General features: G+C 72.9%; 20 protein-coding genes. 11 read left to right on the top strand and 9 right to left on the bottom strand.

Annotated features, from left to right (window positions below; all coding sequences use genetic code 11):
* Positions 1-5: 5 nt before the first annotated feature.
* A complete protein-coding gene (locus tag QSK36_RS03175; protein WP_285781263.1) occupies positions 6-1,529 on the bottom strand; it encodes an LCP family protein in 1,524 nt (507 codons plus the stop codon).
* Positions 1,530-1,628: 99 nt separating this feature from the next.
* On the bottom strand, positions 1,629-3,134 hold the full coding sequence (locus QSK36_RS03180) for an alpha/beta hydrolase family protein (protein ID WP_285781264.1): 1,506 nt from the start codon (positions 3,132-3,134) through the stop codon (positions 1,629-1,631).
* A gap of 127 nt (positions 3,135-3,261) precedes the next feature.
* Here QSK36_RS03180 and QSK36_RS03185 point away from each other — a divergent pair, with 127 nt between their 5' ends.
* The 3 genes from QSK36_RS03185 (at position 3,262) to QSK36_RS03195 (ending at position 8,731) form a co-directional block, all read left to right on the top strand.
* A complete protein-coding gene (locus tag QSK36_RS03185) occupies positions 3,262-4,362 on the top strand; it encodes an exonuclease SbcCD subunit D (RefSeq protein WP_285781265.1) in 1,101 nt (366 codons plus the stop codon).
* 59 nt (positions 4,363-4,421) lie between these two features.
* On the top strand, positions 4,422-7,985 hold the full coding sequence (locus QSK36_RS03190) for an AAA family ATPase (protein ID WP_285781266.1): 3,564 nt from the start codon (positions 4,422-4,424) through the stop codon (positions 7,983-7,985).
* A gap of 296 nt (positions 7,986-8,281) precedes the next feature.
* Positions 8,282-8,731 carry a DUF6294 family protein gene (locus QSK36_RS03195; RefSeq protein WP_285781267.1) on the top strand — a complete coding sequence of 150 codons (450 nt, stop codon included), beginning with the start codon at positions 8,282-8,284 and terminating at the stop codon, positions 8,729-8,731.
* Between the two features lie 63 nt (positions 8,732-8,794).
* Here QSK36_RS03195 and QSK36_RS03200 read toward each other — a convergent pair whose 3' ends face one another.
* A complete protein-coding gene (locus QSK36_RS03200) occupies positions 8,795-10,096 on the bottom strand; it encodes a hydroxyacid-oxoacid transhydrogenase (RefSeq protein WP_285781268.1) in 1,302 nt (433 codons plus the stop codon).
* A gap of 138 nt (positions 10,097-10,234) precedes the next feature.
* Here QSK36_RS03200 and QSK36_RS03205 point away from each other — a divergent pair, with 138 nt between their 5' ends.
* The gene (locus tag QSK36_RS03205; RefSeq protein WP_285781269.1) at positions 10,235-10,957 is read left to right on the top strand and encodes a GntR family transcriptional regulator; all 723 of its coding nucleotides are present in this window, start codon (positions 10,235-10,237) and stop codon (positions 10,955-10,957) included.
* Between the two features lie 48 nt (positions 10,958-11,005).
* Complete coding sequence (locus QSK36_RS03210) at positions 11,006-11,968, top strand: threonine ammonia-lyase (RefSeq protein ID WP_285781270.1); 963 nt, start codon at positions 11,006-11,008, stop codon at positions 11,966-11,968.
* Here QSK36_RS03210 and QSK36_RS03215 read toward each other — a convergent pair.
* From QSK36_RS03215 to QSK36_RS03225, 3 genes are read right to left on the bottom strand one after another with little or no spacing between them, the layout of a single operon-like run.
* Positions 11,928-12,533 carry a hypothetical protein gene (locus QSK36_RS03215; protein WP_285781271.1) on the bottom strand — a complete coding sequence of 202 codons (606 nt, stop codon included), beginning with the start codon at positions 12,531-12,533 and terminating at the stop codon, positions 11,928-11,930. The genes QSK36_RS03210 and QSK36_RS03215 overlap by 41 nt on opposite strands.
* Positions 12,530-13,288 (bottom strand): MerR family transcriptional regulator, encoded by a 759-nt coding sequence (locus QSK36_RS03220; RefSeq protein ID WP_285781272.1) that lies wholly within the window; start codon positions 13,286-13,288, stop codon positions 12,530-12,532. Before QSK36_RS03220 ends, QSK36_RS03215 begins: the two co-directional genes overlap by 4 nt.
* 41 nt (positions 13,289-13,329) lie before the next feature.
* Entirely contained in the window at positions 13,330-14,049 is a 720-nt protein-coding gene (locus QSK36_RS03225; RefSeq protein WP_285781273.1) for a M50 family metallopeptidase, read from the bottom strand.
* A gap of 152 nt (positions 14,050-14,201) precedes the next feature.
* On the opposite strand from QSK36_RS03225, the gene QSK36_RS03230 reads away from it, so the two are divergent.
* From QSK36_RS03230 to QSK36_RS03245, 4 genes are all read left to right on the top strand, one after another.
* The gene (locus tag QSK36_RS03230; RefSeq protein WP_225898029.1) at positions 14,202-15,293 is read left to right on the top strand and encodes a magnesium and cobalt transport protein CorA; all 1,092 of its coding nucleotides are present in this window, start codon (positions 14,202-14,204) and stop codon (positions 15,291-15,293) included.
* An 80-nt stretch (positions 15,294-15,373) separates the two neighbouring features.
* The gene (locus QSK36_RS03235; RefSeq protein WP_285781274.1) at positions 15,374-15,931 is read left to right on the top strand and encodes a PadR family transcriptional regulator; all 558 of its coding nucleotides are present in this window, start codon (positions 15,374-15,376) and stop codon (positions 15,929-15,931) included.
* Positions 15,928-16,905 carry an ATP-binding cassette domain-containing protein gene (locus QSK36_RS03240; RefSeq protein WP_285781275.1) on the top strand — a complete coding sequence of 326 codons (978 nt, stop codon included), beginning with the start codon at positions 15,928-15,930 and terminating at the stop codon, positions 16,903-16,905. Before QSK36_RS03235 ends, QSK36_RS03240 begins: the two co-directional genes overlap by 4 nt.
* A 4-nt stretch (positions 16,906-16,909) precedes the next feature.
* On the top strand, positions 16,910-17,764 hold the full coding sequence (locus QSK36_RS03245; RefSeq protein WP_285781276.1) for an ABC transporter permease: 855 nt from the start codon (positions 16,910-16,912) through the stop codon (positions 17,762-17,764).
* A 20-nt stretch (positions 17,765-17,784) separates the two neighbouring features.
* On the opposite strand, the gene QSK36_RS03250 is transcribed toward QSK36_RS03245, so the two are convergent.
* Both QSK36_RS03250 and QSK36_RS03255 read right to left on the bottom strand, forming a co-directional pair.
* Positions 17,785-19,743 (bottom strand): ABC1 kinase family protein, encoded by a 1,959-nt coding sequence (locus tag QSK36_RS03250; protein ID WP_285781277.1) that lies wholly within the window; start codon positions 19,741-19,743, stop codon positions 17,785-17,787.
* Positions 19,744-19,866: 123 nt separating this feature from the next.
* A complete protein-coding gene (locus tag QSK36_RS03255) occupies positions 19,867-21,204 on the bottom strand; it encodes a hypothetical protein (protein WP_285781278.1) in 1,338 nt (445 codons plus the stop codon).
* A 206-nt stretch (positions 21,205-21,410) separates the two neighbouring features.
* On the opposite strand from QSK36_RS03255, the gene QSK36_RS03260 reads away from it, so the two are divergent.
* A complete protein-coding gene (locus QSK36_RS03260; RefSeq protein ID WP_285781279.1) occupies positions 21,411-23,624 on the top strand; it encodes a thiamine pyrophosphate-dependent enzyme in 2,214 nt (737 codons plus the stop codon).
* A gap of 12 nt (positions 23,625-23,636) precedes the next feature.
* Here QSK36_RS03260 and QSK36_RS03265 read toward each other — a convergent pair whose 3' ends face one another.
* Positions 23,637-24,227 carry an SACE_7040 family transcriptional regulator gene (locus tag QSK36_RS03265; RefSeq protein ID WP_285781280.1) on the bottom strand — a complete coding sequence of 197 codons (591 nt, stop codon included), beginning with the start codon at positions 24,225-24,227 and terminating at the stop codon, positions 23,637-23,639.
* 46 nt (positions 24,228-24,273) lie between these two features.
* Between QSK36_RS03265 and QSK36_RS03270 the strand changes: the two genes are divergently transcribed.
* Complete coding sequence (locus tag QSK36_RS03270) at positions 24,274-25,848, top strand: carboxyl transferase domain-containing protein (protein ID WP_183536552.1); 1,575 nt, start codon at positions 24,274-24,276, stop codon at positions 25,846-25,848.
* The last annotated feature ends 16 nt before the right edge of the window (positions 25,849-25,864 follow it).

Here is a 25,864-nt window from a genome sequence, read left to right on the forward strand (position 1 = left end):
CGGGCTCAGCGCGCCATCGCCGTGTGCGGCGCCCCGCAGCCGTCGTCGATCGGGCTGGGCGTCCCCGGCGGTGAGAGCACGGGCGTGGGGGAGGGCGGCGGCAGGGAGTGCCGGTGCCGGTGCGGCCCCAGTGCGGGCGGGGAGCCGGACGGCGTGGCGGAAGGGCCGGCCTGGGCGTGGACCGAGGCGCGGATCGCCCTGGCCGTGAGCAGCCGGATCCGGTCCCAGTCGGGATAGGCGGTGTTGATCAGGGGCGGCACGAACTGCAGGCTGGTGATCGCGGCGTGCTTGACCTTCCAGGCCAGCGGCACCAGGTGCTCCAGCATGGGCCGGGGCACGTCGGTGCTGATGATCCTGCGCGTGGCCGCCGCGATCTCGGTGAACCGCGTCAGCACCGTGGCCGGGTCGGCCTGGGAGAGCAGGGCCCCGAGGACGCAGCGCTGCCGGTGCATCCGGTCGAAGTCGTCGCTGAAGGTGCGGGAGCGGGCGTACCACAGCGCCTCGGTGCCGTTCAGCCGTCTGGTGCCCGCCCTGACGGTGCCCTCGTTGTGCAGGCCGTACACGATGTCGCGGTCCACCGCCACCACGAGCCCGCCGAGGGCGTCGATCATCTTCGCGAAGCCCCAGATGTTGACCAGGGCGTACCAGTCGATCCGCAGGCCCAGGATGTGGCCGACCGTCTCCTTGAGGACCTCGGCGCCCATGTGCCGCCGCCCGCCGAACAGCTCGGGGTGGTCGTCGGCGTACTGCCACACCGAGAACAGCAGGTCCTCGCGCCAGCCGGGGCGATACTCCGGAAGCTGGAAACCGAAGGGGAACCGGGCGGCCATGGCACTGCCCGGAGGGAAGCGGACGTGCTCCAGGTTGCGCGGCAGGCCGAGCAGCACGGTGTTGCCGGTCCGCACGTCCACGCTGGCGACGTTGATGCTGTCGGTGCGCATCCCGATCCGGTTGTCGCCCCAGTCGCCGCCGAGCAGGAGCACGTTGACCCGGTCGCGGCCCGCCCACGGGTCGTCCCGGCGTACGGCGCCGCCCGCCTGGGCGGTCCCGCCCTGCGCGGCGAACAGCGAGTCGAGGGTCTGCTCGGACACGCGGACATACCGGGCGGCGATCGCGAACGGCACCGCGACGACGACCGCGAGCACGCCCGCGACCAGCCCGGTGAGGATCTGCCCCTTGCGGGGCAGCCGCCCGGGACGCAGGACGACGTACGAACGGACGACCAGCGAGAACCAGGCGACGGCACAGGCCGCGAACACCAGTGAGATCTGGCCCAGCCAGCCCAGCGCGCGCCCGGCGAGGCCCGCGTCCGCGCCGACGGCCAGGCACGCGACGGCGACGACCACGGTCAGGTAGCCGCCGAGCAGGAGCAGCCCGGTGCGCCACCGGCCCGCTCGCAGGTGGGCCGCGCCGGGCAGCACCGCCGACAGCGCCACCCAGCCGATGAGCGCGGCGGCTCTGAACACCGGCCCGCTGCGACGCGTCGCCGGCGAGGCGCCGTTCCGGGGTGCCAGATCAGGGGTGACCACGCGTCAATTGAAGCGACACCGGCCGCAGAAAACCCGTGACCGGCCCGAGCCGGAGCAGTCCATACCGGCATTTGACCGAGGCTCGACCTGGGGCTCGACCTACCAGGGGAAGGCGAACAGGCCGTAGTAGGCGGCGGTCAGCAGCAGCAGCGCGGTCCCGCCGAGCACGCCGGCGAGCACGCTCTTCTGCCAGGGCGTCGGCTCCCAGCCGTCCCGCAGGCCGCCGATCACCGCCGCGAACGTCGTGACCGTCTGCACGAGCATCAGGATGGCGAGCAGGCGCACGACCAGCCATCCGGCTTGCACGGCGGGCCAGGCGCCGGCCTGGTTGACCGAGAACAGCACGATGAGCGTGATGAACGCCAGGACGGCGGCGAGCTCCCCGAGGCCGGTCCAGGCCATCCGGCGCAGCCGCCGCCGGATGGCCGGCCACAGCTGCACGTTGGCCTCCACCCTGGCCTGCAGTCGCAGGTCGCGCCCGCGCAGCCGGACGACCATCTCGGTGACCGGCGCCGCGACGTACCCCACTGCGGCCAGGCAGAGCGTGAGCCACAGGATCGTGCTGTCCCCCCACCACGGCGCGGCCGGCACGTCGGCCGCCTCGAAGCGCTGCACCGGGGTCGCTCCCGCGATCGCCACCGGGGACCTGGCCGTACGCGGCAGGTCCTTCATCCAGTTGGCCAGCGTGGGCAGGTAGTCCGCCGCGTACGGCCCGCCGCGGATCCGCATGGCGTGGTCGGCCCCGGCGAGGAAGCGGATCGTGTAGTCGGTGTTGCCACCCTTGGCCAGGGCGCCGGTGAGCGTCTCGGTGCTCTCCACGAACGGGATGGACGGGTCGTCGGTGCCGTACAGCGCGAGGACGGGCTGGGTGATTCCGCGCAGGGCGGGCACCCCGTCGTAACGCAGGAAGTCGAAGCCGACCCCGCCCATCGCCCGGGTGAGCAGGTCGCGTACGCCGGTCGGGGCGTGCAGGCGCAGCAGTTGCTCGTTCAGCGCCCAGGCGACCTGGCGCAGCGGTGAGACGTTCGGAGAGGAGACCAGGACCACGAACGCGGCCTGCGGATCACGCTCGGCGGCGATCGGGACGACCCAGCCGCCCTCGCTGACGCCCCACAGGCCGGCTCGCGCCGGGTCGACGTCGGGCCGCCCGCGCAGCACCCGCAGCATGCGCAGGGCGTCGTCGGCGAGCAGGCCGAAATCGCGGCTGCGGAAGGAGTAGCCCACCGTCCGCTTGTCGTAGGCCAGCGTCACGATGCCCGCCTGGGCCAGCCACTCGGCCTGCTGGGTGAACTCCCCGCCGTCGCCCGACCCCGAGCCCTGCACGAACACCATCGCGGGATGGCGTCCCGGGGACAGGGGCGCCCTGATCGTCGCCTTCAGCGTCTCGTTCTTCGCCGGCACGAGCAGCGACTCGGTACGGAACCGGTCGGTGCGGGTGACCGGCCGCGCTTCGCCGGCGGGCTGGGGAGGTAAGTCGCGAAACTGGGGCGAAGTGGACAGAGGTGGGGGATCGAAGGCCGGTGGGGAGAGCATGTAACCGACGGCGGCGAGCACCACCATCAGCACACCGGCGATCACCCCGAGAGTGCCCCGGCCGACGTTCATGAGGCCGCTCCCCCATGCGTACTCGCGATACCGAACCCAGGCTAAGTCATTACTCCTCCTTTGCGTCGTGCACCAGAGGGGCGGTTGGGGCCGCGTTTGTCGGCGGGACCTGTTAGCTTCCTGCGACATGCGTGTCCTGCACAGCTCCGACTGGCATCTCGGCCGGTCGTTCCACCGCGAGAGCCTGCTCGGCGCCCAGGCCGCGTTCGTCGACCACCTGGTCGAGACCGTGCTGGCCGAGCGCGTGGACGTCGTGGTGGTCTCCGGCGACGTCTACGACCGCGCCCTGCCTCCCGTCGACGCGGTCGCGCTGTGCAACGAGGCGCTGGCCAGGCTCAAGGCCCTCGGCGTGCACACCGTGCTGATCAGCGGCAACCACGACTCCGCCGTACGGCTGGGCTTCGGCGCCGACCTCATGGAGCGGGTGCACCTGCGCACCGACCCCGGCAGGGCCTGGGAGCCGGTCGTGATCGGCGACGTGGCCTTCTTCGGCATCCCCTACCTCGAGCCCGAGCTGGTCAGGGGGCCGTGGGAGCTGGCCGAGCGCAGCCACACCGCCGCCGTCACGTACGCGATGGATCGTGTGCGGGCGCATCCGGCGGGGCGCAGGGTCGTGCTCGCCCACGCGTTCGTCACCGGGGGAGAGGCCAGCGACAGCGAGCGGGACATCAGCGTCGGCGGGGTCTCGCACGTGCCGTTGAGCGTGTTCTCCGGGGTCGACTACGTGGCGCTGGGGCACCTGCACGGCCGTCAGGTGATGAGCGAGACGGTCCGCTACAGCGGCTCGCCGATCGCCTACTCCTTCTCCGAGGCCGGCCACACCAAGGGCTCCTGGCTGGCCGACCTCGACACGGGCCGGACGGAGTTCGTCCCCGCCCCCGTGCCCCGGCCGGTGAGCACGGTGCGGGGCCGCATCGACGACCTGCTGACCGACGGCCGCTTCGAGCGGTACGAGGACCACTGGCTGCAGGTGACGCTGACCGATCCGGTGCGGCCGCGCGAGGCGATGGAGCGCCTGCGCCGGCGCTTCCCGCACACGCTGGCGCTCGCCTTCCAGCCGGACGGCGTGCCGGAGGGACCGGCGGGCCGGGCGAGGATCGCCGGCCGGGCCGAGATCGAGGTGGCGCTCGACTTCGTCCGCGAGGTCCGCGGTGAGCCCGCGGACGACGACGAACGGCGCCTGCTGCGGGAGGCGGTCGAGGCGTGCCGTATCAAGGAGAGCGCATGAGCGAGCGAATCGGCAGGCACCGGCGGCCCGCCCGGACCGTGGACGAGTGAGGAGGTCCGGTGAGGCTGCATCGGCTGCGCCTGGTCGCGTTCGGGTCGTTTCCCGGGGCGGAGGAGGTCGACTTCGACGCGCTCGGCGAGGCGGGCCTGTTCCTGATCCACGGGCCGACCGGCGCCGGCAAGACGACCGTGCTCGACGCCGTCTGCTACGCCCTGTACGGCAGGGTGCCCGGCCAGCGGGAGAGCGCCAGGAGTCTGCGCTGTGACCACGCGCCGCCCGACCGCGGGCCGTCGGTCACGCTGGAGCTGACGATCCGGGGCAGGCGCCTGCGCATCACCCGTTCGCCCGCCTGGATGCGGCCGAAGCTGCGGGGCTCCGGCCTGATTGAGGAGAAGGCCAAGGCCCGGATCGAGGAGCTGACCGAGCCCGGCGGGCAGTGGGTCGTGCGCAGCACCCGCAGCGACGAGGCCGGCGACTTCGTGAACACGCTGACGGGCATGACCGCGGCCCAGTTCTGCCAGGTCGCGATGCTGCCGCAGGGCGAGTTCGCGAAGTTCCTGCGGGCCGGCGGCGAGGAGCGGCGGGAGCTGCTGGAGCGGCTGTTCTCCGTACGGGTGTTCGGCGACATGGAGCGGTGGCTGGCCGACCACCGCACGCGCACGTGGCGGGAGGCGCAGGAGCTGGGCCAGCGGGTCGAGTCGGTGCTCGACCGCATGCGCGGCGCGGCGGGCGACGACCTGCCGCTGCCCGACGACGCCGACGACCCCGCGGTCTGGGCGGGGGAGGTGCTCGACCTCGCCCGCGGGGCGCTCGCCGACGCGGTCACGGCCCGCGCGGCGAGCCAGGAGGCGCTGCTGTCGATCCGCGCCCGCCTGGAGGAGGGCAGGGCCCTGGCCGACCGGCAGCGCAGGCACGCCGCCGCCCTCGCCCGGCGGCAGGAGCTCGACGCCGCGGCGGACGAGCGGTCGGACCTGGAGGCGATGCTCGACGAGGCCGCCCGGGCCGATCGGGTGGCGCCGCTGATCCGGCAGGCCGCCCAGCGGGCGGAGGCCGCCGCCAAGGCGCGGCGGGTGGCGGCCGACGCCGTGCTCCGGGCGCTACCCGGCCGCGGGCCGGGGCTCAACGGGGAACCGGGCGTGAAGCGGCCGGGCGAGCGGCCGGGCGCGGAGTGGCCGGAGGTCACGCGGCCGGATGACATGTGGCCGGGGGCCGAGAGCGTCGTCGCCCGGCCCGGCCCGCAGGGACCGGACCCGGAGCGGATAGACACGGAGCGGACGGACCCGGAGCGGACGGACCCGGAGCGGATAGACACGGAGCGGCTGGCCGTGCTGGAGCGGGAGCGGCGCGACGAGGTCGCCCGGGTGCGTCAGATCCTTCCTGAGGAGGCGCGCCTGCGGCAGGTGCGAAGCGAGCGCGCGGACGCCGAACGCGGGCTGGCGGAGTTGACCGAGGAGGAGGCGGAGCTGACCCGGCGGCTGGCGGCCCTGCCCGCCGAGCGGCTCGACGCCGAGGAACGGCTCGCCCGGGCGCGCGCGGCGGCGGCGAGCCTGCCGGGCCTGACGGCCGCCAGGGACACCGCGCTCCGGCTGCGGGAGGTCACCGGGCAGGCCGCGCTGCTGGACGCCGAACTGGCGCGGCTCGCCGAGGACGAGGTGCGGGCGCTGGCCGCGCAGGCCGAGCTGCCGGAGTCGCTGGCCGGCGCCGAGGAGCGGCTCAGGGGCTTACGCGACATGGCCGCGCGCGTCCCCGCGCTGGAGGCCGCCGCTCATATGGCGGGGGAGCGGCTGGAGGCGGCGCGGTTGCGCGACGCCTTGACCGCCGATCTTGAGCGGGCCGAGCACGACCGGCGCGCGGCCGTCGACCTGGCCCAGGAGCGTCGCGACCGGCTCCAGGAGGTCCGCCAGGCCAGGATCGACGGCATGGCCGCCGAACTGGCGGCCGGGCTCGTGGACGGGGCGCCCTGCGCCGTCTGCGGCGCCACCGAGCACCCCCGTCCCGCCGCGCCAGCCGGACAGGCCGCGACCGCGGACGACGAGCAGGCGGCGCAGGAGGCGTTCGAGGCCGCGCAGCGGGCCCGCGAGGAGGCGGAGACGAGCGTCGCCGCCCTCTCGTCGCGGCTCGGCGACGCGGCGGCGCGCGCCGCCGACCTGTCCCGGGAGGACGCGTCCGCGGCCCTCGCGGACGCCCGCGAGGAGCTGGCGCGGCTGCGCGCGGCCGAGACGGCGGTCGCGGCTGCCGAGGCGGAGGCCGGGCGGCTCGCGGCGGAGCTGGAGTCGGCCCGCGAGCGGGCCGCGGAGCTGACCGGGCTGCTGACCGAGATCAGGACCAGGCGGGACGCCCTGCTCGCGGAGGGGGAGCGGCTCGCCGCCGGTCTGCGGGGCGACCTCGCGACGGCGGAGGCGGACCTGGAACGCGCCCGGTCTCTGGCCGCGGCAGAGGAGGAACTGACCGCCCGCGCCGCCCGGCTCGCCGCCGAGCTGGAGGAGCTGAGTGCGCGGGCCGCGCGCACCGGCGCGGCGCTCGCCGAGGCACGCGCGCACAGGGACGGGCTGGAGACCGACGAGCGCAGGCTGGCCGAGGTGATCGACGCCGCCCGGGGCGAGGACCCCTCGCTCGCCACCCGCCTCGACCGGCTGGGCGAGGAGGCGGACCTGCTCAGGGAGGCCGCCGAGGCGGCGGCCTCGGCCGCCGCCGCCGACCGCGAGAGCGAGACGGCGCTGGCCGAGGCGGCCAGGGCCGCCGGCGGGGAGGGGTTCGCGAGCGTGGAGCACGCGGCGGCCGCCGTGCGCACGCCGGAGGAGCGGGAGGCGATGTCCGAGCGGCTGGGACACCTGGACGCCGGGCGGGCCACGGTCGAGGGGCTGCTCGCCGATCCCGAACTGGTCGCGGCGGCGGCCGAGCCCGCCGCGGACCTGCCGGAGCTGGAAGCCGGCCACGAGCGGACCGAGCGGGACCACACCGCCCGCACCTCGGCGTGCGACCGGGCGAAGGGCAGGCTCGACCAGCTCACGGGGCTCGCCGGCGAACTGGACGCGGCGCTGCGCGCCTACCGGCCCGCGGAGGAACGGCACCGCCTGGCGCGCCGGCTCGCCGAGCTGGCGACCGGCACGTCCGGCGACAACCGGTGGCACATGAGGCTGTCGGCGTACGTGCTGGGCGAGCGCCTCCGCCAGGTCGTCGACGCGGCGAACGAGCGCCTCGACCGCATGTCGAGCGGGCGCTACCTGCTGCGGCACGACCTGAACCGGTCCGCGGGCGACCGGGGCCGGTCGGGCGGCGGACTGGGCCTGCGCGTGCTCGACGCCTGGACCGGTGTGGAACGCGACCCGGCCACGCTCTCCGGCGGCGAGAGCTTCATCACCTCACTCGCCCTGGCGCTGGGGCTGGCCGACGTGGTGACCGCCGAGGCGGGCGGCGCGGAGATCGGCAGCCTCTTCGTGGACGAGGGGTTCGGCACCCTCGACGACGAGACACTCGACGACGTGCTCGACATCCTCGACGGCCTGCGCGAGGGCGGCCGGGCCGTCGGCGTGGTCAGCCACGTCGCCGAGCTTCGGGTGCGCATCCCCGCCCAGCTCCGCGTGGTCAAGGGCCGTTCCGGCTCCACCCTGTCGCACCGCTGAACCCACCGCCGGAGCCTCACCGGCTCCGGCGGTTCCGCCTGCCGTGGGGTGTGAGGCGCCCAACCGGCACGACGCCCACATCCTGAGGACCGCAACGCGCCGGCTGACCTCCCCGCCCGCGGCGCTCCCGCAGTCCGACGGCCCGGGTCAGGGGCAAGAGCGGTCACGGGCAAGAGAAGGTCAAGCACTCTGCAACCGTGCGGACCTATCAACGGTTTGCAAGGCCCGCGGAGTCCACCGCGGGGCTCCGCCAGACCGGCTGAGCGGCACAGCGACCGATGAGAGGTGAGCATGTCATGAAGAGCATCCGCAGGAGCACGGTCATGGTCGTCACCGTGGGCGCCCTCGCCCTCGGCCTGTCGCTCCCCACGGGAACGGCCAACGCGTCCGGCGGCTACAAGACGTTCACCTGGAAGCACGGCTCCACCGCGGGTGACTGCACGATGTACAGCGGCGGCGCCGGCTGGACGGCCCCGACATGGACGCTCTACCCGGACGGCACGGCCTGGTTCGACGCCACGCTCACCAGCATGTCAGGTGACGACGCCTGGCTGATGTGGGCACATCTCAAGGACGAGAACGGCGCACTGCTCGCCGACATACGCATACCCGGCAGCACCAGCACCAAGTTCGTCAAGAACCTGCCCCTCGCCTGGCCGCGGAAGTATCGATGGCTGGCCGAAGGCAGGTTCGACCCCAGCTTGTACCCCCTGATCAAGGGGATGTCGCTGAGCAAGCACTGCTGAGCGTCGGCCACCGCCGAGGACCCGCCGGAGCGACGGGCGGGGAGAGGGCCGGACGGGCCGGGCTCACCAAAGGGCGAGCGAACGGGTCAGGATGCCGGCGAGGTCCTCCTCCCGCACGGGCCTGGGAGAGGTGGTGAGCAGCCGCTGCTGCTTCATCGCCCCCTCCACCAGCGCCGGCACGTCGGCCTGCGCGTATCCCACCCCGCCGATGCCGTTCGGGATGCCGACGTCGCGCATGAGCGCGGTCAGCACGCCGGGCAGGAACTCCGCCGGCTCGTCAGGCACGGCCGCCGTGGGATCGAGCAGCTCGGCCACGCGCAGGTGCCGCGCCGGGGCCGCCTCGAAGGTGAACCGGAACGCCTCAGGCGCGGTCAGCGCCACGGCCATTCCGTGCGGCACCATCGGCTCGCCGCCGGGATAGCCACGCGGGTGGAAGTCCTTCACCCGGCCCGCGACCGGATAGGCGTTGGCGTGCGGGATGTGCACACCCGCGTTGCCGAACCCGAGCCCCGCGAACGTCGCCGCCAGCGCCATCGCGCCCCTCGCCTCCACGTCGTCGCCGTGCCGTACGGCGGTGCGGAACGAGCCCGCGAGCAGCCGGATCGCCTGCTCCGACCACATGTCCGCCACCGGGTTCGACCCGCAGTACGGCACGCGCTCCTCCGGCCGCCTGCGCTCGTAGGAGGTGTACGGCCGGGCGGTGTAGCTCTCCAGGGCGTGACAGAGGATGTCCATCCCCGCCGCGGCGGTCACCTCGGGCGGTTGCGTCATCGTGAGGTCCGGGTCCACGACGGCCAGCACGGGACGGAGGCGGGCGTGGCTGATCCCCGTCTTGATCTTCAGGCCGAGCACGTCGAGCACGCAGATCGTGGTGCTCTCCGAGCCGGTGCCCGTGGTCGTGGGCACCGCGACCAGCGGCTTGAGCGGCCGGGAGGGGGCGCGCCCGGCGCCGATCGGCGCGTTGACGTAGTCCATCAGCTCGCCCGGATTCGTCGTCAGCAGGTTGACGGCCTTGGCCGTGTCGATGCTCGACCCACCGCCGACGGCGACGAAGGCGTCCCACGGCCCGCTCGCGCGGGCGTGCCCGATCGCCGCGAGCAGGCTCTCGTCGGTGGGTTCGACGTGCACGCCGTCGTACACCTCCGCGTGCATGCCGAACCCGGCGATCTGTTCGGCGATCCGCGCCGGGGCGCCCGTCGCCGCCACGCCCGCGTCGGTCATCACCAGCACGCGGCGCACGCCGTACTGCCCGAGGTCGAAGCCGATCTCGGCGGACGCGCCGGGGCCGAACTTCAGGGCGGGCGCGCCGTACGTGAAGACGGACTCGGGGTTGCTCGGCACGATCACGATCGCGGGGCCTTTCACTCGCGGGGTCATGAGGGCACAGGCCGGGGATGCCTATGAGGCGCGCGGCACACCCGATGGGCAACCTGGCATGTAGCATGCTGCATGTCAATGCGCCGCCGTACGCGGGCGGGCCCATTCCCGGAGGGTGGTCAGACGGTGCGAGCGGTCGCCGGCACGTCCAGTCTCACCGAGCAGGTCATCGAGGCGGTCAGGGAGGCCATCCACACGGGGGAGCTGCGGCCGGGAGAGCTCTATTCGGTGTATCGGCTGGCCGAGCAGCTCAACGTCTCCCGCACCCCCGTACGCGAGGCGATGCTCCGGCTGGCGGAGGCCGGCCTGGTGCGGTTCGAGCGGAGCCGGGGTTTCCGGGTGCTGCGCCGCGACCCCAGGGAGATCGCCGAGGTGTTCCACCTGCGGCTGCTGCTCGAGGTGCCGGCGACCAGGCGGGCGGCCCGCCATGCCGGTCCAGGCCTCGCCCGCGCGCTGCGCGAGGAGCTGGAGGCCATGCGCGCCGCGGCGGCCGACCACGACGAGCCGCGGTTCATGCGGCACGACCGGGCGTTCCACGACGCGATCCTCGCCGCGGGGGCCAACCGGCGCCTCGCCGAGGTCGTCGCCGGGCTCAGGGACGCCACGGTGACGCTGGGCGCCTCCACCGTGGACCGCTCCCGCTCGCTGGCGGACGTCGCCGCGGAGCACGAGCCGATCCTCGCCGCCGTCCTCGGGGGCGACCCGGACGCCGCCGCCGCGGCGATGCGCGGCCACGTGGCCCACACCGGCGAGCTCCTCGTGGCCCAGGCCGCCGCCGAGAACGGCCGGCCCGCCGACCCCGCCGACATCGCCCTCATCCGCGACGCAACGAACGAATCTACAACGTAAAGGACCGGGCGGGCTGCGGCGACGAGCGACCGCGCACATGATCGGAACATGGACGAGAACCGATCGGTACGAACCGTCGTCATCCCCCGGCACGACGATCTGGAGGACGCCAGACGGGTGGTGCGGGCCCACCTGCGCCCCACACCGGTGGACTTCGGTGCGGGCACGGCCGGCGATCCCGCGCTGAAGCTGGAGAGCCTGCAGCCCACGGGGTCGTTCAAGGTCCGTGGCGCGCTCAACGCCGTGGCCGCCGCACCCGCACCCCGTGTGGTGACGGCGTCGGCCGGCAACCACGGGCTGGGCGTCGCCTTCGCCGCGAACGCGCTCGGCGGCAAGGCCACGGTGGTGGTCCCGAGGACCGCCTCGGCGGCGAAGACGGACCGGCTGCGCCGCCTGGACGTCGACCTGGTGTGCACCGGCGAGAGCTTCGACGAGGCGGAGGAACAAGCGCTCGCACTCGCCGAGGCGTCGGGGTGGTGCTACATATCGGCCTACAACGATCCGTACGTCATCGCGGGTCAGGGCACGATCGGACACGAGCTGGACGAGCAGCTCGACGGGCCGTTGACCGTGGTGTGCCCGGTCGGGGGCGGAGGGCTCGCCTCCGGGCTGGCGCTGTGGGCCGCGAGCCGCGCGGACGTACGCGTCGTCGGCGTGGAGGCGGCGGCCTCCACCGCCGTGTCCGCGGCGGTCGCCGCGGGCCGCCGCGTGCCCGTCGAGGTCGGCCCGACCCTCGCCGACGGCCTGGCCGGGAACATCGAGCCCGGATCGGTCACCGTCGGCCTCGTCGCGCGATATGCGCATCAACTGGTCGCGGTGACCGAGGACGAGATCCGCGCCGCGCTGCGCTACCTGGCCGCCGAGCGTGGATACGTGGCCGAGGGCGCGGGAGCGGTGCCGGTCGCCGCCCTGCTCGCCGGGAAGGTCGCCGCGTACGGGCGGGTCGTGGCGGTGGTCTCGGGCCGCAACATCACCGCCGCCGCGCTCGCGTCCGTCCTCGCGGCCGGTTAGGCCGATCCGGCCGCGTCGTCGTGAGCCCTGGGCCGTGTTCGGCAGGTGCTAGCGCGGCGACGGCCCGCACCGCCGCCGCCGGGTCGTCGGCGAAGAACCGCACCCGCCGTACGGCCGCCGCCGAGCGTACGGCCGTCATCCAAGGGCGGCGCGGGCGGGGCACCTCGATCGGTTCGCGCAGCTCGACCACGATGTTCGTCTGGGACGAGACCGCGAGGGCGAGTTCGCCGTCCGCAACGCACACGAGTCTCTTCTCGTCGTAGCGGCGGTCGATCCGCGCCGACGCGATGAGCTCCGCCGGGACGTCCAGGCTGAACAGCCGGCCGTACCGCAGGCGCAGCCCGTCCGGCGACACGGTGTGCGGCCGGCGGGCACAGCTCACCATGACGCCGAGGACGCCGAGGGCCGACGACGCGTCGAGTGCCAGGATCACCAGGCGCGGCACGTCCGGCAGCCCGAACCGGCGCAGCAGCAGGTCCATGGCCACGGTCTCCAGGACCAGCACGAACAGCATCGCCGCCATCGTCGGCGTCTGCTCCCGGCTGTAGCCCACGGCGTGCCTCACGACGACTCTCCGCCCGTGAGCAGCGCCATGGCCTGCCGTACGACCTCGGCCTGCGCGGGGGACAGATCGGCGAGGAACGCCTGGGCGAACGGGTCGTCGGCGCCGGGCATCGCGCAGGCCAGTGAGGCGGCGAGCTCGCGGGGCAGGTGGGCGGCGAAGTCGGCGGCGAGGGCGCCGACGCGGGGATCGGCGGGGCCGGCGCGGTCCAGCTCCGCCAGCCTCCGATACAACGCCTCGGCCCGGGCCAGCGCCTCCGGCGTGGTCATGGGCCGCATCAGCTCCAGCAGGCGGTCCCGGTCCTCCGGCTCCGCCGCGGTGTCGAGGAGGGCGAGCAGTTCGGCGTCGGCCGCCGCGAACGGGGACTCGCGCACGGGCTCGAGGCACCGCAGGAACTCGGCCATCCGCGGCGAGACGGCTCCGTCCGGCGACGGCGACTCCTCGCTCAGCAGCACGGCGAGCCGCTCGCGCCTGGCCCGGATCGCCGCCTCCTGCCGGGCGAGGTCGGCGTCCAGCTCCAGCAGGATCTCCCGCAGTTCCCGGGCGGAGTCGCCGGCCAGCACGTCGCGCACCTCGTCCAGCGACAGGCCCAGCTCGGTCAGTCTGCGGGCCCGGGCGAGGCGGAGCGCGTCGCGCAGGCCGTACTCGCGGTAGCCGTTGATCCGCCTCGGCGGCTCGGGCAGCACGCCCTGGTGGTGGTAGTGCCGCACGGTACGGGTGGACACCCCGGCCAGCGCGGCGAGTTCTCCGATCCGCATGCTCTCATTAGAGACGTTGACGTCGCGTCAAGGTCAACGGCTCACAGCGGCAGCCAGCGGGCGGTGAGGAGATAGCCGCCGTAGACGAGCGCGGCGGTGGAGACGACCAGGAACAGCAGCACCCAGAGCGTGCCGGGCACGCGGGTCAGCCGGGCGAGCTGGTCGGCGTCGGAGTCCGGGGCGCGGCCGAGGCGGCGCTTGGTCTGCAGCTCCAGGATCGGCCGCACACCGCCGAGCAGCAGGAACCACGCGGCGGCGTACGCGCAGGCCGACTGGACGTGGGGCGGGGCGAACCACGACAGCGCGAAGACCGCGCCGCCCACGGCGAGCACCGAGACGGCGCCGAAGAAGTTCCTGATCATCAGCAGCATGCACGTCAGCAGCGCGAGCACGGCCCACAGCAGCATCGTGATCCGCCCGCCGGAGACCAGCCAGGCCGATCCGAGCCCGATCAGGGAGGGTGCGACGTACCCCGCCGCGGCCGTGGCGATCATGCCGGGCCCCGTCGGCCTGCCTCTGGTGAGCGTCACGCCCGAGGTGTCCGAGTGGAGGCGGATGCCCCGCAGCTTGCGCCGGGTCAGCACCGCGACCAGCGCGTGGCCCCCCTCGTGCGCGATCGTGATGAGGCCGCGGGAGATGTGCCACGACGCCGGGTAGGCGACGACGACGAGAGCGGCGAACCCGGACAGGACGACCAGCCAGAGCGGGGGCGCGATCTGGGTGGCGGTCAGGTGGTTCCACAGAGGCTTCAGGGGGTTCACCCCCGAGATCGTACGGCCCGCCGCACCGGCCCGTGCTCCCCGTGCTTCCGTCCTCGGCCCGTACGGTCCGCCTGAGTAAGGGTGACGATGGCGGTTACCTTCTATGTGTGGCTGAGCGGCGTATGCGTGGACTGCGCGGATTGAGTGGGCTGATGAGGGCGAAACCGGAGCAGGCTCCCGAGCACTCCATGGACCCCCGTGCGGACGAGGGGGAGACGTTCAGGCAGAGCGTGATCGACAACGCGGTGTACGTGGACGGCGAGCGCGTGGACTCGCCGCTGTCGCTGGGCGACGCGATCGCCTCGCTGCGCTCGCGGCCGAAGGCGATGGCGTGGATCGGCCTCTACCGGCCGGAGGAGGCCGAGCTGATCAAGGCGGCCGAGGAGTTCGGCCTGCACGAGCTCGCCATCGAGGACGCCATCGTCGCCCACCAGCGGCCCAAGGCCGATCGGTACGGCGACACGCTGTTCGTCGTGCTGCGGGCGGCGCAGTATCTCGACAAACCCGAGAAGGTCGCCTTCGGCGAGCTGCACGTCTTCGTCGGCCCCGACTTCGTGCTGACCGTACGGCACAGCGAGGCGCCCGACCTGTCCAAGGTGCGCCGGCGCATGGAGTCGGATCCCGACCTGCTCCGCCAGGGGCCGCAGGCCGTGCTGTACGCGATCCTCGACGCGGTGGTGGACGGCTACGCGCCGGTGGTCGCCGGGCTGCAGAACGACATCGACGAGATCGAGGTGCAGGTCTTCGGCGGCGACCCCGCCGCGCCCCGGCGCATCTACAGCCTGTCGCGGGAGGTCATCGAGTTCCAGCGGGCGACCAGCCCGTTGGTCCCGATGCTCGACGGCTTCATCGCGGGCTCTCCCAAATATGGCGTGAACGAGGAGCTGCAGCGCTACCTGCGCGACGTGTCCGACCACGCCATCACGGTCACCGAGCGCGTGGCGGGCTTCCGGCAGATGCTCCAGGACATCCTCGTCGTCAACTCCACACTCGTCAGCCAGCAGCAGAACGAGGAGATGACCAAGCTCACGGCCGCGAGCATCGCCCAGGGCGACGAGGTCAAGAAGATCTCGGCGTGGGCGGCCATCCTGTTCGCCCCGACGCTGGTCGGCACGATCTACGGGATGAACTTCGACCACATGCCCGAGCTGCACTGGCTGCTCGGATACCCCGTGGCGATCATGCTCATGGGCGTCGTCTGTCTCACGCTCTACCTGGTCTTCAAGCGCCGCGACTGGCTCTGAGCCTCCTGGAGCCGGGCACGGCCTTGTCGTGCCAACTATCTAGATATATCGTTTACGTATCTCGATAGTTGGAGGATGAGTTGCACGACGAGATGTGGCCTCCGGCGGCCCCGTTCGCACCGCCTCCGCCACCCCACCTCGATCTCCCGCTGCCGCCGGTTCCACCCGGACCCCCGCTCGGTGTGCCGCCCGCGCTCGGCCCGCGCGTACGGCGGGGCGACGTCCGCGCGGCCCTGCTGCGCCTGCTGACGGAGGAGCCGCGCAACGGCTACCAGATGATCGAGGAGATTGCGCGGCGCAGCGGGGGAGTGTGGCGGCCCAGCCCCGGCTCCGTCTACCCCGCCCTCCAGCAGATGGAGGACGAGGGGCTGGTCAGCGGGGTGGAGGCCGGCGGCAGCCGTACGTACCGGCTGACGGAGGAGGGGCGGCGGCAGGCCGACGAACGGGCCGAGCCGTGGGCCGACGTGTGCCGCAGCCTGCCGGAGGACCGGCACGAGCTGCGGACGCTGTGGGGGCAGCTCAACGAGGCGTTCGTCCACCTCACCCACGTCGCGGACGACCGCCAGGTCGCCGCGACCAAGAAGCTGCTCAAGAGCACCAGGCAGGCGATGTTCCGGATCCTCGCGGAGGACGCGTGAACGCCGCGGTGGAGGTGCGCGGGCTGCGCAAGAACTACGGCGAGGTCGAGGCCGTCAGGGGCGTCGGCTTCGAGGTGGCGCCCGGCGAGGTGTTCGGCTTCCTCGGACCGAACGGCGCGGGGAAGACCACCACGATCAGCATGCTGTGCACGCTGGTCACCCCCACGGGCGGCACGGCGCACGTCGCGGGGTACGACGTGGTGAAGCAGCGTGACGAGGTGCGCCGCAACATCGGCCTGGTCTTCCAGGACCCGACCCTGGACGGCTACCTCACCGCCGAGCAGAACCTGCGCTTCCACGCCGAGCTGTACGGCGTGCCGAAGGAGGTGCTCGGCGACCGGATGCGCCAGGTGCTGGAGATGGTCGGGCTGTGGGACCGCAAGGACAGCAAGGTCATGACGTTCTCCGGTGGCATGAAGCGCCGCCTGGAGATCGCCCGCGGCCTGCTGCACTCGCCCCGTGTGCTGTTCCTGGACGAGCCCACGGTGGGCCTGGACCCGCAGACGCGCTCGGCCATCTGGGGGTACATCAACAAGCTGCGTCACAGCGAGGACATCACGATCTTCATGACGACGCACTACATGGACGAGGCCGAGTACTGCGACCGCATCGCGATCATCGACCACGGCGAGATCGTCGTGATCGACTCGCCGGAGGCGCTGAAGGCGAGCGTGGGCAAGGACCGGGTGCAGATCCAGACCGGCGACGACGAGCGGGCCATCGGATTGCTCAAGGAGAGATTCGGTGTCGACGCCGCCGTGCGCGAGGGCCAGGTGACGTTCGCGGTGGCGTCCGGGGAGGAGTTCGTGCCCCGGCTGTTCGCCGGCCTCGGCGTGCCGATCCGGTCGGTGAGCGTGTCGCGCCCGTCGCTCGACGACGTCTTCATGTCCTACACCGGCTCCACGATCCGCGACGCCGAGTCGTCGGGCGCGGGCAACCAGTGGATGCGGGCGAGAGCCATGCGGGGAAGGTGAGCCGATGACGACCGACGTGGTCCGGGTCAGCGTGCCGCGCGCGAGCGGCGGCCACGACCTGCGCGCGATCAAGGTGGTTCTGCACCGGGAGATGCTGCGGTTCGCGAACGACCGCACCAGGATCGTCTCCTCGCTGGTCCAGCCCGTGCTGTGGCTTTTCGTGATGGGCACCGGGCTCGGCACGCTCGTGCGCGGGTCGATCCCCGGCGTCGACTTCCGCACGTTCATGTACCCCGGCATGATCTCCATGACGGTGATCATGACGGCGATGTTCTCGGCCGGCTCGATCGTCTGGGACCGCGAGTTCGGCTTCCTGCGCGAGATGCTGGTCGCGCCGGTCAGCCGGGGCGCGATCGTGATCGGCAAGTGCCTCGGAGGCGCCGTCGTCGCCTGCCTGCAGGGAGTGATCATCCTCGCTCTCGCGGGGCTGGTCGGCGTGCCGTACTCGCCGGTGCTGATCCTCACGCTGCTCGGCGAGATGTTCCTGGCCGCCTTCACGATCACGGCGTTCGGCGTGACGCTGGCCGCCAGGATGCGCAACATGCAGAGCTTCTTCGGCGTGATGCAGATGGCGATCATGCCGATGATGTTCCTGTCGGGCGCGATGTTCCCGCTGGCCAACCTGCCGTCGTGGCTGCACGTGCTGACCACGGTCAACCCGCTGACGTACGCGGTGGACCCGATGCGCCGGGCGGTCTTCGGCCACCTCGACGTGCCGCCGCAGGTGGACGCGATGCTCAACCCCGGAGTGAGCTGGTTCGGCCACAGGCTGGCGGTGCCGCTCGAACTCGGCCTGGTCGCCGCGATCGGCGCCGCCCTGCTCGGCGTGGCCGTCCTCCAGTTCCGTCGTACGGAGTGATCGGTCCGCGGGGCGCCGGGTCACTCCTCCCGGCGCTCCCGGAAGATCGCCACGAGCACGCGCAGCGCGAGGATGGCGCTCACCACCAGCAGGTTGTAGCCGATGAGCTGATAGAGGGTGACGGCGGGGGTCACCCGCGGCCCGCGCTCCGAGTCGAGCAGCAGCACGGCCATGATCCCCGCGGTGGCCGCCAGCACCGTCAGGAGTGCCTGGTGCAGCAGGCCGGTCATGTGCCGCCGGTCCCGGGCGTCGGCGAACAGCCGCACGTTGACGCTGAACCTGCCGCTCTCCGCCGCTCCGACGATGCGGTCCACGCTCCGGGGCAGCCGCCGCAGCAGGGGCAGCAGGCGCACCGCCTCCTGGGCCACCGCGGCGCGGATCTCCTCCCGGCCGCCGGGCGGGGACAGGCGGCGGCCGGCGAAGTCCCGCGCCTCCTTCACGATGTCGAACCCGGGCGCGAGGCCGGTGAGCGTGCCCTCGATCGTCCCGAGCGCCCGGAACACCGCCGCCACCTCCGGCGGCACCGACAGCTTGTGGGCGAAGACCAGGCGGAACAGGTCGGCGAACATCCGGGAGTCCGGGACGATGCCGGGCACCAGGTGCCGGGCCATGAAGCGGCCGATCTCGCGCTCCAGCTCGCGCTCGTCGATCTCGTCCGGCCGGGGCACCAGCTCCAGCAGGGCGTCGCCGACGCCCGCGGGGTCGGCCAGGTCCAGCGCGGCGAGCAGGCGCTGGAGCGCGGCCCGGAGAGCGCCGTCGAGACGTCCGACGGACCCGTAGTCCAGCAGGGCGACGCCCCCGCCGGACAGCAGCATGATGTTCCCCGGATGGGGGTCGGCGTGGAACACCCCGTTGAGCAGGATCTGCTCCAGCAGCGCGTGCAGCACGGCCCTGGCGGCCTCCTCGCGTTCGGAGGGGCCGAGGCCGTCCTGACCGGTGGCGAGCGGAACGCCGTCCAGCCGCTCCATCACGAGGAGGCGGCGGCCGCTCAGCCGCGGATGGGGCACGGGCGACCGTACGGCCGCGTCCTTCGACGTCGCGGCGACGGCGGCCATGTTCGCCGCCTCGACCCGGAAGTCGAGCTCCTCGCGCAGCGCCTCGGCGAAGCCCCGGGCGAGGTCGCCGACGCCCACCCCGCGGGCCCAGCGCGTGCGCCGCTCCGCCGTACGGGCGAGGCGGGCCACGATGTCCAGATCCCTCTCCACCACGGGGGCGATCCCGGGCCGCTGGACCTTGACCACCACTTCCTCTCCCGACCGCAGCCGCGCGAGGTGGACCTGCGCGATCGACGCCGCCGCCAGCGGCGTGCGCTCGAACGAGGCGAAGACCTCCTCCACCGGCCCGCCCAGTTCCCCGGTGACGACGCGCTCGATCTCCTCCCAGGGCGCGGGCTCGACCCGGTCCTGCAGCAGGCGCAGTTCCTCGACGAACTCGGGCGGCAGCAGGTCGCCGCGGGTGGACAGGATCTGCCCCAGCTTCACGAACGTGACCCCGCCCTCGTCGAGCGCCTCCCGCAGCGAGCGGGCCAGCCGTAAGCGGCTGGAGGGAGCGCCCAGGTCGGGGTGGCGGCCGCGCAGATATGGGCCGAGGCCGTGGCGGATGAGAATGCGGGTGATGCGCAGATAACGTCGTGATCGCCCTGCTCGCCGCCGGATCGCGGCCACCGCCTCCAGGGGGCCCGGGATCGACCCCGTCGGCACCAGGGCCTCGGCGATCGCCAGGAACACCATCGAGGCCAGCAGCGCGCAGGCGAACGCGAGGATGATGAACCACAGCGGGGTGATTCCGGCCTGGTTACCCACTATCGGGCCGACCAGGGCCTGTGAGACCGGGCCGAACAGCAGGACGGCGAGGGCGGCGCCGAGCAGCGTGCGGACCGTCCCGAAGCGCAGGCCGAGAAGCCGCCGGGCGGCCAGGGCGAAGGCCGCGACCATCACGACGGCCGTCACCGCGAAGGCGATCAATATCAACGCGTCCAACCGTCGCCCCCGATGCCGTGCTCGCCGTGATCGCCGAAACTCTAGCCGTCCCGGCCGGTGAACGATCGCGGACGCGAACCGGCCCGGGGCGTGCGGCACGCCCCGGGCCGGCTCAGTGATCGTTTAGCGCTTCACGCGCACCCAGTCGCTCCGGCTGGTGGAGCGATCGGCCTCGCCGTTCCCGGCGAAGACGACCTTCCAGTAGCCGGACGCCGACGCCTTGGTCTTGCCCCAGAACTTGCCGGTGCTGTTCGTCCACAGCGTCTTGACGTAGTGCCAGGAGCCGCCGGCCTTCTTGAACCACACGCTCACCCTCTGGTGGCCGTAGCCCTCCCAACCGTCGTCCCAGGCCTGGAGCTTGCCCCGGAAGGTGAGGTACCGGTGATACCTGACCGGCTCCGGCGCGGCGTTGAACTGGACGACCCGGGTGTCGGCCTTGGGCGTGGGTGGCGGCGTCGGCCGGGGCACGCGGACCGTCACGTAGTCGGTCGCGCTCGCCGAGTACGCCGCCCCGCCCGAGCCGACGAACTCGGCCCGCCACCAGCCGGAGGTCCTGGCCGTGACGTCCGCCAGGAAGCGGCCGTCGGAGTCGGTCCGGTCGGAGGTGACGTACTGCCACTGGTAGCCGCCGTCGGGCTTGAACAGGATCCGCACCTGCCGGTCGGCGTAGCCGCTCCAGCCGGCGAAACCGGAGATCTCCACCCGGCCGCGCAGGCGGAGCGTGTCACCGGCGTCGACGGGCTCGGGGGAGGCGTCGAATCCGGTGATCCGGGTGCGGCTGGACTGGGTCCTGACGTCGACCCGGTCGCTGTCGCTCGTCGCGGGCTCGGCGTCGGAGGCGCCGGCGAACTCGGCCCGCCACCAGCCGCTTCCGGCCGCCAGCTCGCGGAGGGAGAACCGGCCGTGCCGGTCCGTCGTCACCGAGCCGACCCGGCTGTAGGAGGAGCCGCCGACCGGCTTGAAGGCGATGTAGACCCGCTGCCCGTCGTACGCCTGCCGGCCGTCGCCGTCCCGGTAGGTCAGCGCGCCGGTCAGCCTGATGTGGTCGCCCTGGTCGACGACGTCCGGCGCGGCGTCGAAGTCGAGGTCGGTGGTCCAGTGGACCTGGAACTCCTTGCTCGCGGTGCCGCCGCCGGCCCGCACCTCCAGCTTCCAGACGCCCGGCTCGTCCCTGAACGTGAAGCCGTACGTGGCCGAGTAGGCGCCGGAGCCCGCGGGGCCGGGGTCCAGGGGGACGGCCCGGCCGTCGCGGTCGACGAGCCTGGCCGCGCCCTTGTCGGACGCCTTGTAGGTGAAGGTCGCCGTCGTGCCCGCGCCGCTGCCGACGACCACGGGACTGGGGGAGACGGCCAGGTCGCCGGGACCCGCCGCCGTCGCCGCGCCGGCGGTGGCCGGGAGCGCGACGAGGGCCGCCCCTCCCAGAGCCACTGCCGCGATCGCGGCATGAATGCGTTTCAACATTCCGGTGAACCATCCTTCCCGGTGGTTGAACGCGGCCTGAGGGTGCCACGTCATTCATAACGAGTAGACGGGCGAATACCGGCAATGGTTGAGCCCTCTGACTTATCGTCATCGATTTGTGTCAAAAAGCATGATCCATAACCGTCTGGTGTACGGAGTTGTCGCTGTGCGGGACGGAGCGTGCATCGTGCGACATAATCGGCCGTGTGGTGCGGGACGCTGTGGAGACGCATTTCGCCGAGGCCGTCGGGGCACTGACCCCCGGACCCTCCCGGGATCCGGACCTGCCGGTGCGGCCGGGCACGGGCCTGACGGGAACGCGGTGCCGTGAACTGTTCGCCGTGCAGCTCGGCAGCCGGCTCCTCGACGTCGCCGCCCGCCTCATGCGTGAGCGCGACGAGGGCTTCTACACGATCGGGTCGTCGGGGCACGAGGGCAACGCCGCCGTGGCGGCCGCGCTCCGTGTGGACGACCCCGCGCTCCTGCACTACCGGTCCGGCGCCTTCTACCTGACCCGTTCGGCTCAGGCCGGGCGGCTGGCCGAGGAGGGGCTGCGCGACGTGCTGCTGGGGATCGCGGCGTCGGCCGAGGAGCCGATCGCGGGCGGCCGGCACAAGGTGTTCGGCCACCCCGGCCTCGCCGTCATCCCGCAGACCTCCACGATCGCCAGTCACCTGCCGCGCGCGGTCGGCGTCGGCTTCGCGATCGAGCGGGCGCGCATGCTCGGGCTGCCCTCGCCCTGGCCCGGGGACGCCGTCGCCGTCTGCAGCTTCGGCGACGCGTCGATGAACCACGCCTCCGCGCTGACCGGGCTGAACACCGCCGCGTACGGCCGCTTCCGCGGGCTGCAGATCCCGGTGCTCTTCGTGTGTGAGGACAACGGCCTCGGCATCAGCGTGAAGACGCCGCCGGAGTGGATCGCGCAGGCCAGGCACCCCCTGCTGGAGTACTTCCAGGCCGACGGCGGCGACCTGGTCGAGACCTACGACGTGGCGCTGCGCGCCGTCGAGCACGTGCGCGTCAACCGCGCCCCGGCGTTCCTGCACCTGCGCACCGTCCGCCTGATGGGCCATGCGGGGTCCGACGTGGAGATCGGCTACCGCACCCGCCGGGAGATCGCCGCCGACCTGGACCGCGACCCCCTTGTCCGTACGGCACGGCTGCTCGTGGAGGCGGGCCTGGCCGCGCCCGACGAGTTGCTCGCACGCTACGAGGCCGAGCGCGACCACGTGCTGAAGCTGGCGTCGGAGTGCGCGCGGCGGCCCCGGCTCGTGACGGCGGCGGAGGTGATGGCCCCGCTCGCGCCGCGCCGTCCCGAGGCGGTGGCCGCCGAGGCCCTGCGGTCCGCGCCCGCCGAGGCGCGCGAGCGCGCCTTCGCCACCCTGCCGGAGCAGGAGGGCAGGCTGACGGTCGCCCAGGCGGTCAACCGGGCGCTGGCCGACGCGATGGCGCTGGACCCTGGGGTCCTGGTGTTCGGCGAGGACGTGGCCCGCAAGGGCGGGGTGTACGGCGTCACGCGCGGGCTGCTGCGCAGGTTCGGGGCCGAGCGGGTCTTCGACATGCTCCTGGACGAGCAGGCGATCCTCGGCCTCGCGCTCGGGGCCGGGGTGTCGGGGCTGCTGCCGGTGCCGGAGATCCAATACCTGGCCTACCTGCACAACGCCCTTGATCAGATTCGCGGCGAGGCGTCGACCATGCAGTTCTTCTCGCAGGGCGCGTATCGCAATCCCCTGGTCGTACGAGTCGCCTCATATGCCTACCAAAAGGGCTTTGGGGGACATTTCCATAATGACAACTCAATTGCCGCATTGCGTGATATTCCCGGCGTGATCGTTGCGTCTCCGGCGCGGCCCGACGACGCGGCCGCGATGCTGCGCACCTGCCTGGCCGCCGCGCGCGCGGACGGCAGCGTCTGCGTGTTCCTCGAACCCATCGCGCTGTACCACACACGTGATCTCTTCGAGGAGGGCGACGACGGCTGGCTCACGCCGTACGCGCCGCCGGCGCGCTGGGACGAGACGCACGTCCCGGTCGGCCGCGCCCGCTCCTACGGCGACGGCCGCGACCTGACCATCGTCACCTACGGCAACGGCCTGCGGATGAGCCTGCGGGCGGCGGTCAAGCTCACCGCGGAGGACATGGGCTGCCGGGTGCTCGATCTGCGGTGGCTGTCGCCGCTGCCGGTCGACGACCTCATGCGCGCGGCCGAACTGACCGGGCGCGTGCTGATCGCCGACGAGACCCGCCACAGCGGCGGCGTCTCCGAGAGCGTGATCGCGGCGCTCGTCGACAACGGCTTCCGCGGTCCGATCTCCCGGGTGACCTCACAGGACAGCTTCGTGCCGCTCGGCCCGGCCGCCGACACCGTGCTGCTGTCGGAGTCCGACATCGAACGCGCCGCCCGCAAACTGCTCGCCTGACCGGCCGGGCGGTCAAAGCCGCGCCAGTGCGGCGCGGGCCATGGTGCGGAGCAGGTCGGCCATGGCCTCGGGGGCGAGCTCCCCGGCGCTGCGCGGGGTGGAGTTGAGCAGGCCGAAGATCGCGTGCGTGGCGGCGCGCAGCCGCGCGGGCGGGCACGCGGGGTGCAGTTCGGACAGCACCGTCACCCATTCCTCGACGTACAGCCGCTGCAGCCGCCGGATGGCCCGGCGGGCCTGGTCCGGCACGTTGTCCAGCTCGCGCTCGTGGACGCGGATGAGCGCGGGGTGAGTCAGCGCGAACTCGATGTGCCCGGACAGCAGCGCGTCGAGCGCCGCCTCCGCGGTGTCGGGGTCGGCGGTGGTGGCCAGCCGTGCCCCCTGCTCGCGCAGCCGCTCGCTGATGTCCAGCAGCATCTCGGCGAGCAGGGCCTCCTTGCCGCTGAAGTGCCGATACAGCGCCGGCCCCGACACGCCCACGGCCGTGCCGATGTCCTCGATGGACACGCCGTGGAAGCCGCGCGCCGCGAAGAGGTCCGCGGCCGCTTCGAGGATCTCGGCCCGCCGATTGCGGGTAGGGGTCTTCACGGTCCTCCCGGTCGTCACGGCACCATGGTAGACGGAGTCTGTTAATGATGATTAACATCCGAGCATGAGCACGAGTGACTGGCCGGTGCTGGAGAGCCGGTGCGACCCGGGCGGCGAGCCGTATAAGCGCACCGCGGAGGCGAACGAACGCCTGGTGGCGGACCTGCGGGAACGGCTCGCGGCGGCGGCGCGCGGCGGCCCCGAGCGGGCCAGGGCCAGGCACGTCCAGCGCGGCAAGCTGCTGCCCAGGGACCGCGTCGACACGCTCCTCGACCCCGGCGGGCGCTTCCTGGAGCTGTCCCCGCTCGCGGCCACCGGCATGTACGACGACCAGGCCCCGGCCGCCGGGATCATCACCGGCGTGGGGCGGGTCGCCGGACGCGAGGTCGTGATCGTGGCCAACGACGCCACCGTCAAGGGCGGCACGTACTACCCGATCACGGTCAAGAAGCACCTGCGCGCCCAGGAGGTCGCCCTCCACAACAACCTGCCGTGCGTGTACCTGGTCGACTCGGGCGGCGCCTTCCTGCCGAAACAGGACGAGGTCTTCCCCGACCGCGAGCACTTCGGCCGCATCTTCTACAACCAGGCCACCATGTCGGCGCGGGGCATCCCGCAGATCGCGGCCGTGCTCGGCTCCTGCACCGCGGGCGGCGCGTACGTCCCTGCGATGAGCGACGAGGCCGTGATCGTCCGCGACCAGGGCACGATCTTCCTGGGCGGGCCGCCGCTGGTGAAGGCCGCCACCGGCGAGACCGTCACGGCCGAGGAACTGGGCGGCGGCGAGGTCCACGCCCGCGTCAGCGGCGTCACCGACCACCTGGCCGAGGACGACGCGCACGCCCTGAAGATCGTGCGGGACATCGTGTCGACGCTCGCGCCGAAAACCCCCCGCCCCTGGGAGGTCGCGCCCGCCGAGCCGCCGCTGTGGGACCCGCGCGACCTGTACGGCATCGTCCCCCAGGACACCCGCCGGCCGTACGACGTGCGCGAGGTGATCGCCCGCGTGGTCGACGGGAGCCGGTTCCTCGAGTTCAAGGCCGAATACGGCCCGACCCTGGTCACCGGGTTCGCCAGGATCCACGGGCACCCCGTGGGGATCGTGGCCAATAACGGCATCCTGTTCAGCGAGTCGGCGCTCAAGGGCGCGCACTTCATCGAACTGTGCGACCGGCGGTCGATCCCGCTGGTGTTCCTGCAGAACATCAGCGGCTTCATGGTCGGCAAGGCGTACGAGGCCGGGGGCATCGCCAAGCACGGCGCGAAGATGGTGACGGCGGTCGCCTGCGCCCGGGTGCCGAAGTTCACGGTGATCATCGGCGGCTCGTTCGGCGCGGGCAACTACGCGATGGCAGGGCGCGCCTACTCGCCCCGCTTCCTGTGGATGTGGCCGAACGCCCGCATCTCGGTCATGGGCGGCGAACAGGCGGCCACCGTGCTCACCATGGTCGGCGACGCCGACGCCGACGAGATCCGGGCCCAGTACGAGCACCAGGGCAACCCCTACTACTCGACCGCGCGTCTGTGGGACGACGGGGTGATCGACCCGGCGGACACCAGGACCGTCCTCGGCCTGGCGCTCGGCGCCGCCGCGAACGCCCCCCTCGAACCCGTCGGCTACGGCGTCTTCCGGATGTGAGGCAGTGTCGATGACT

It is taken from the genome of Microbispora sp. NBRC 16548 (assembly GCF_030268985.1).
In the GTDB taxonomy this organism is placed as follows: Bacteria; Actinomycetota; Actinomycetes; order Streptosporangiales; family Streptosporangiaceae; genus Microbispora; species Microbispora catharanthi.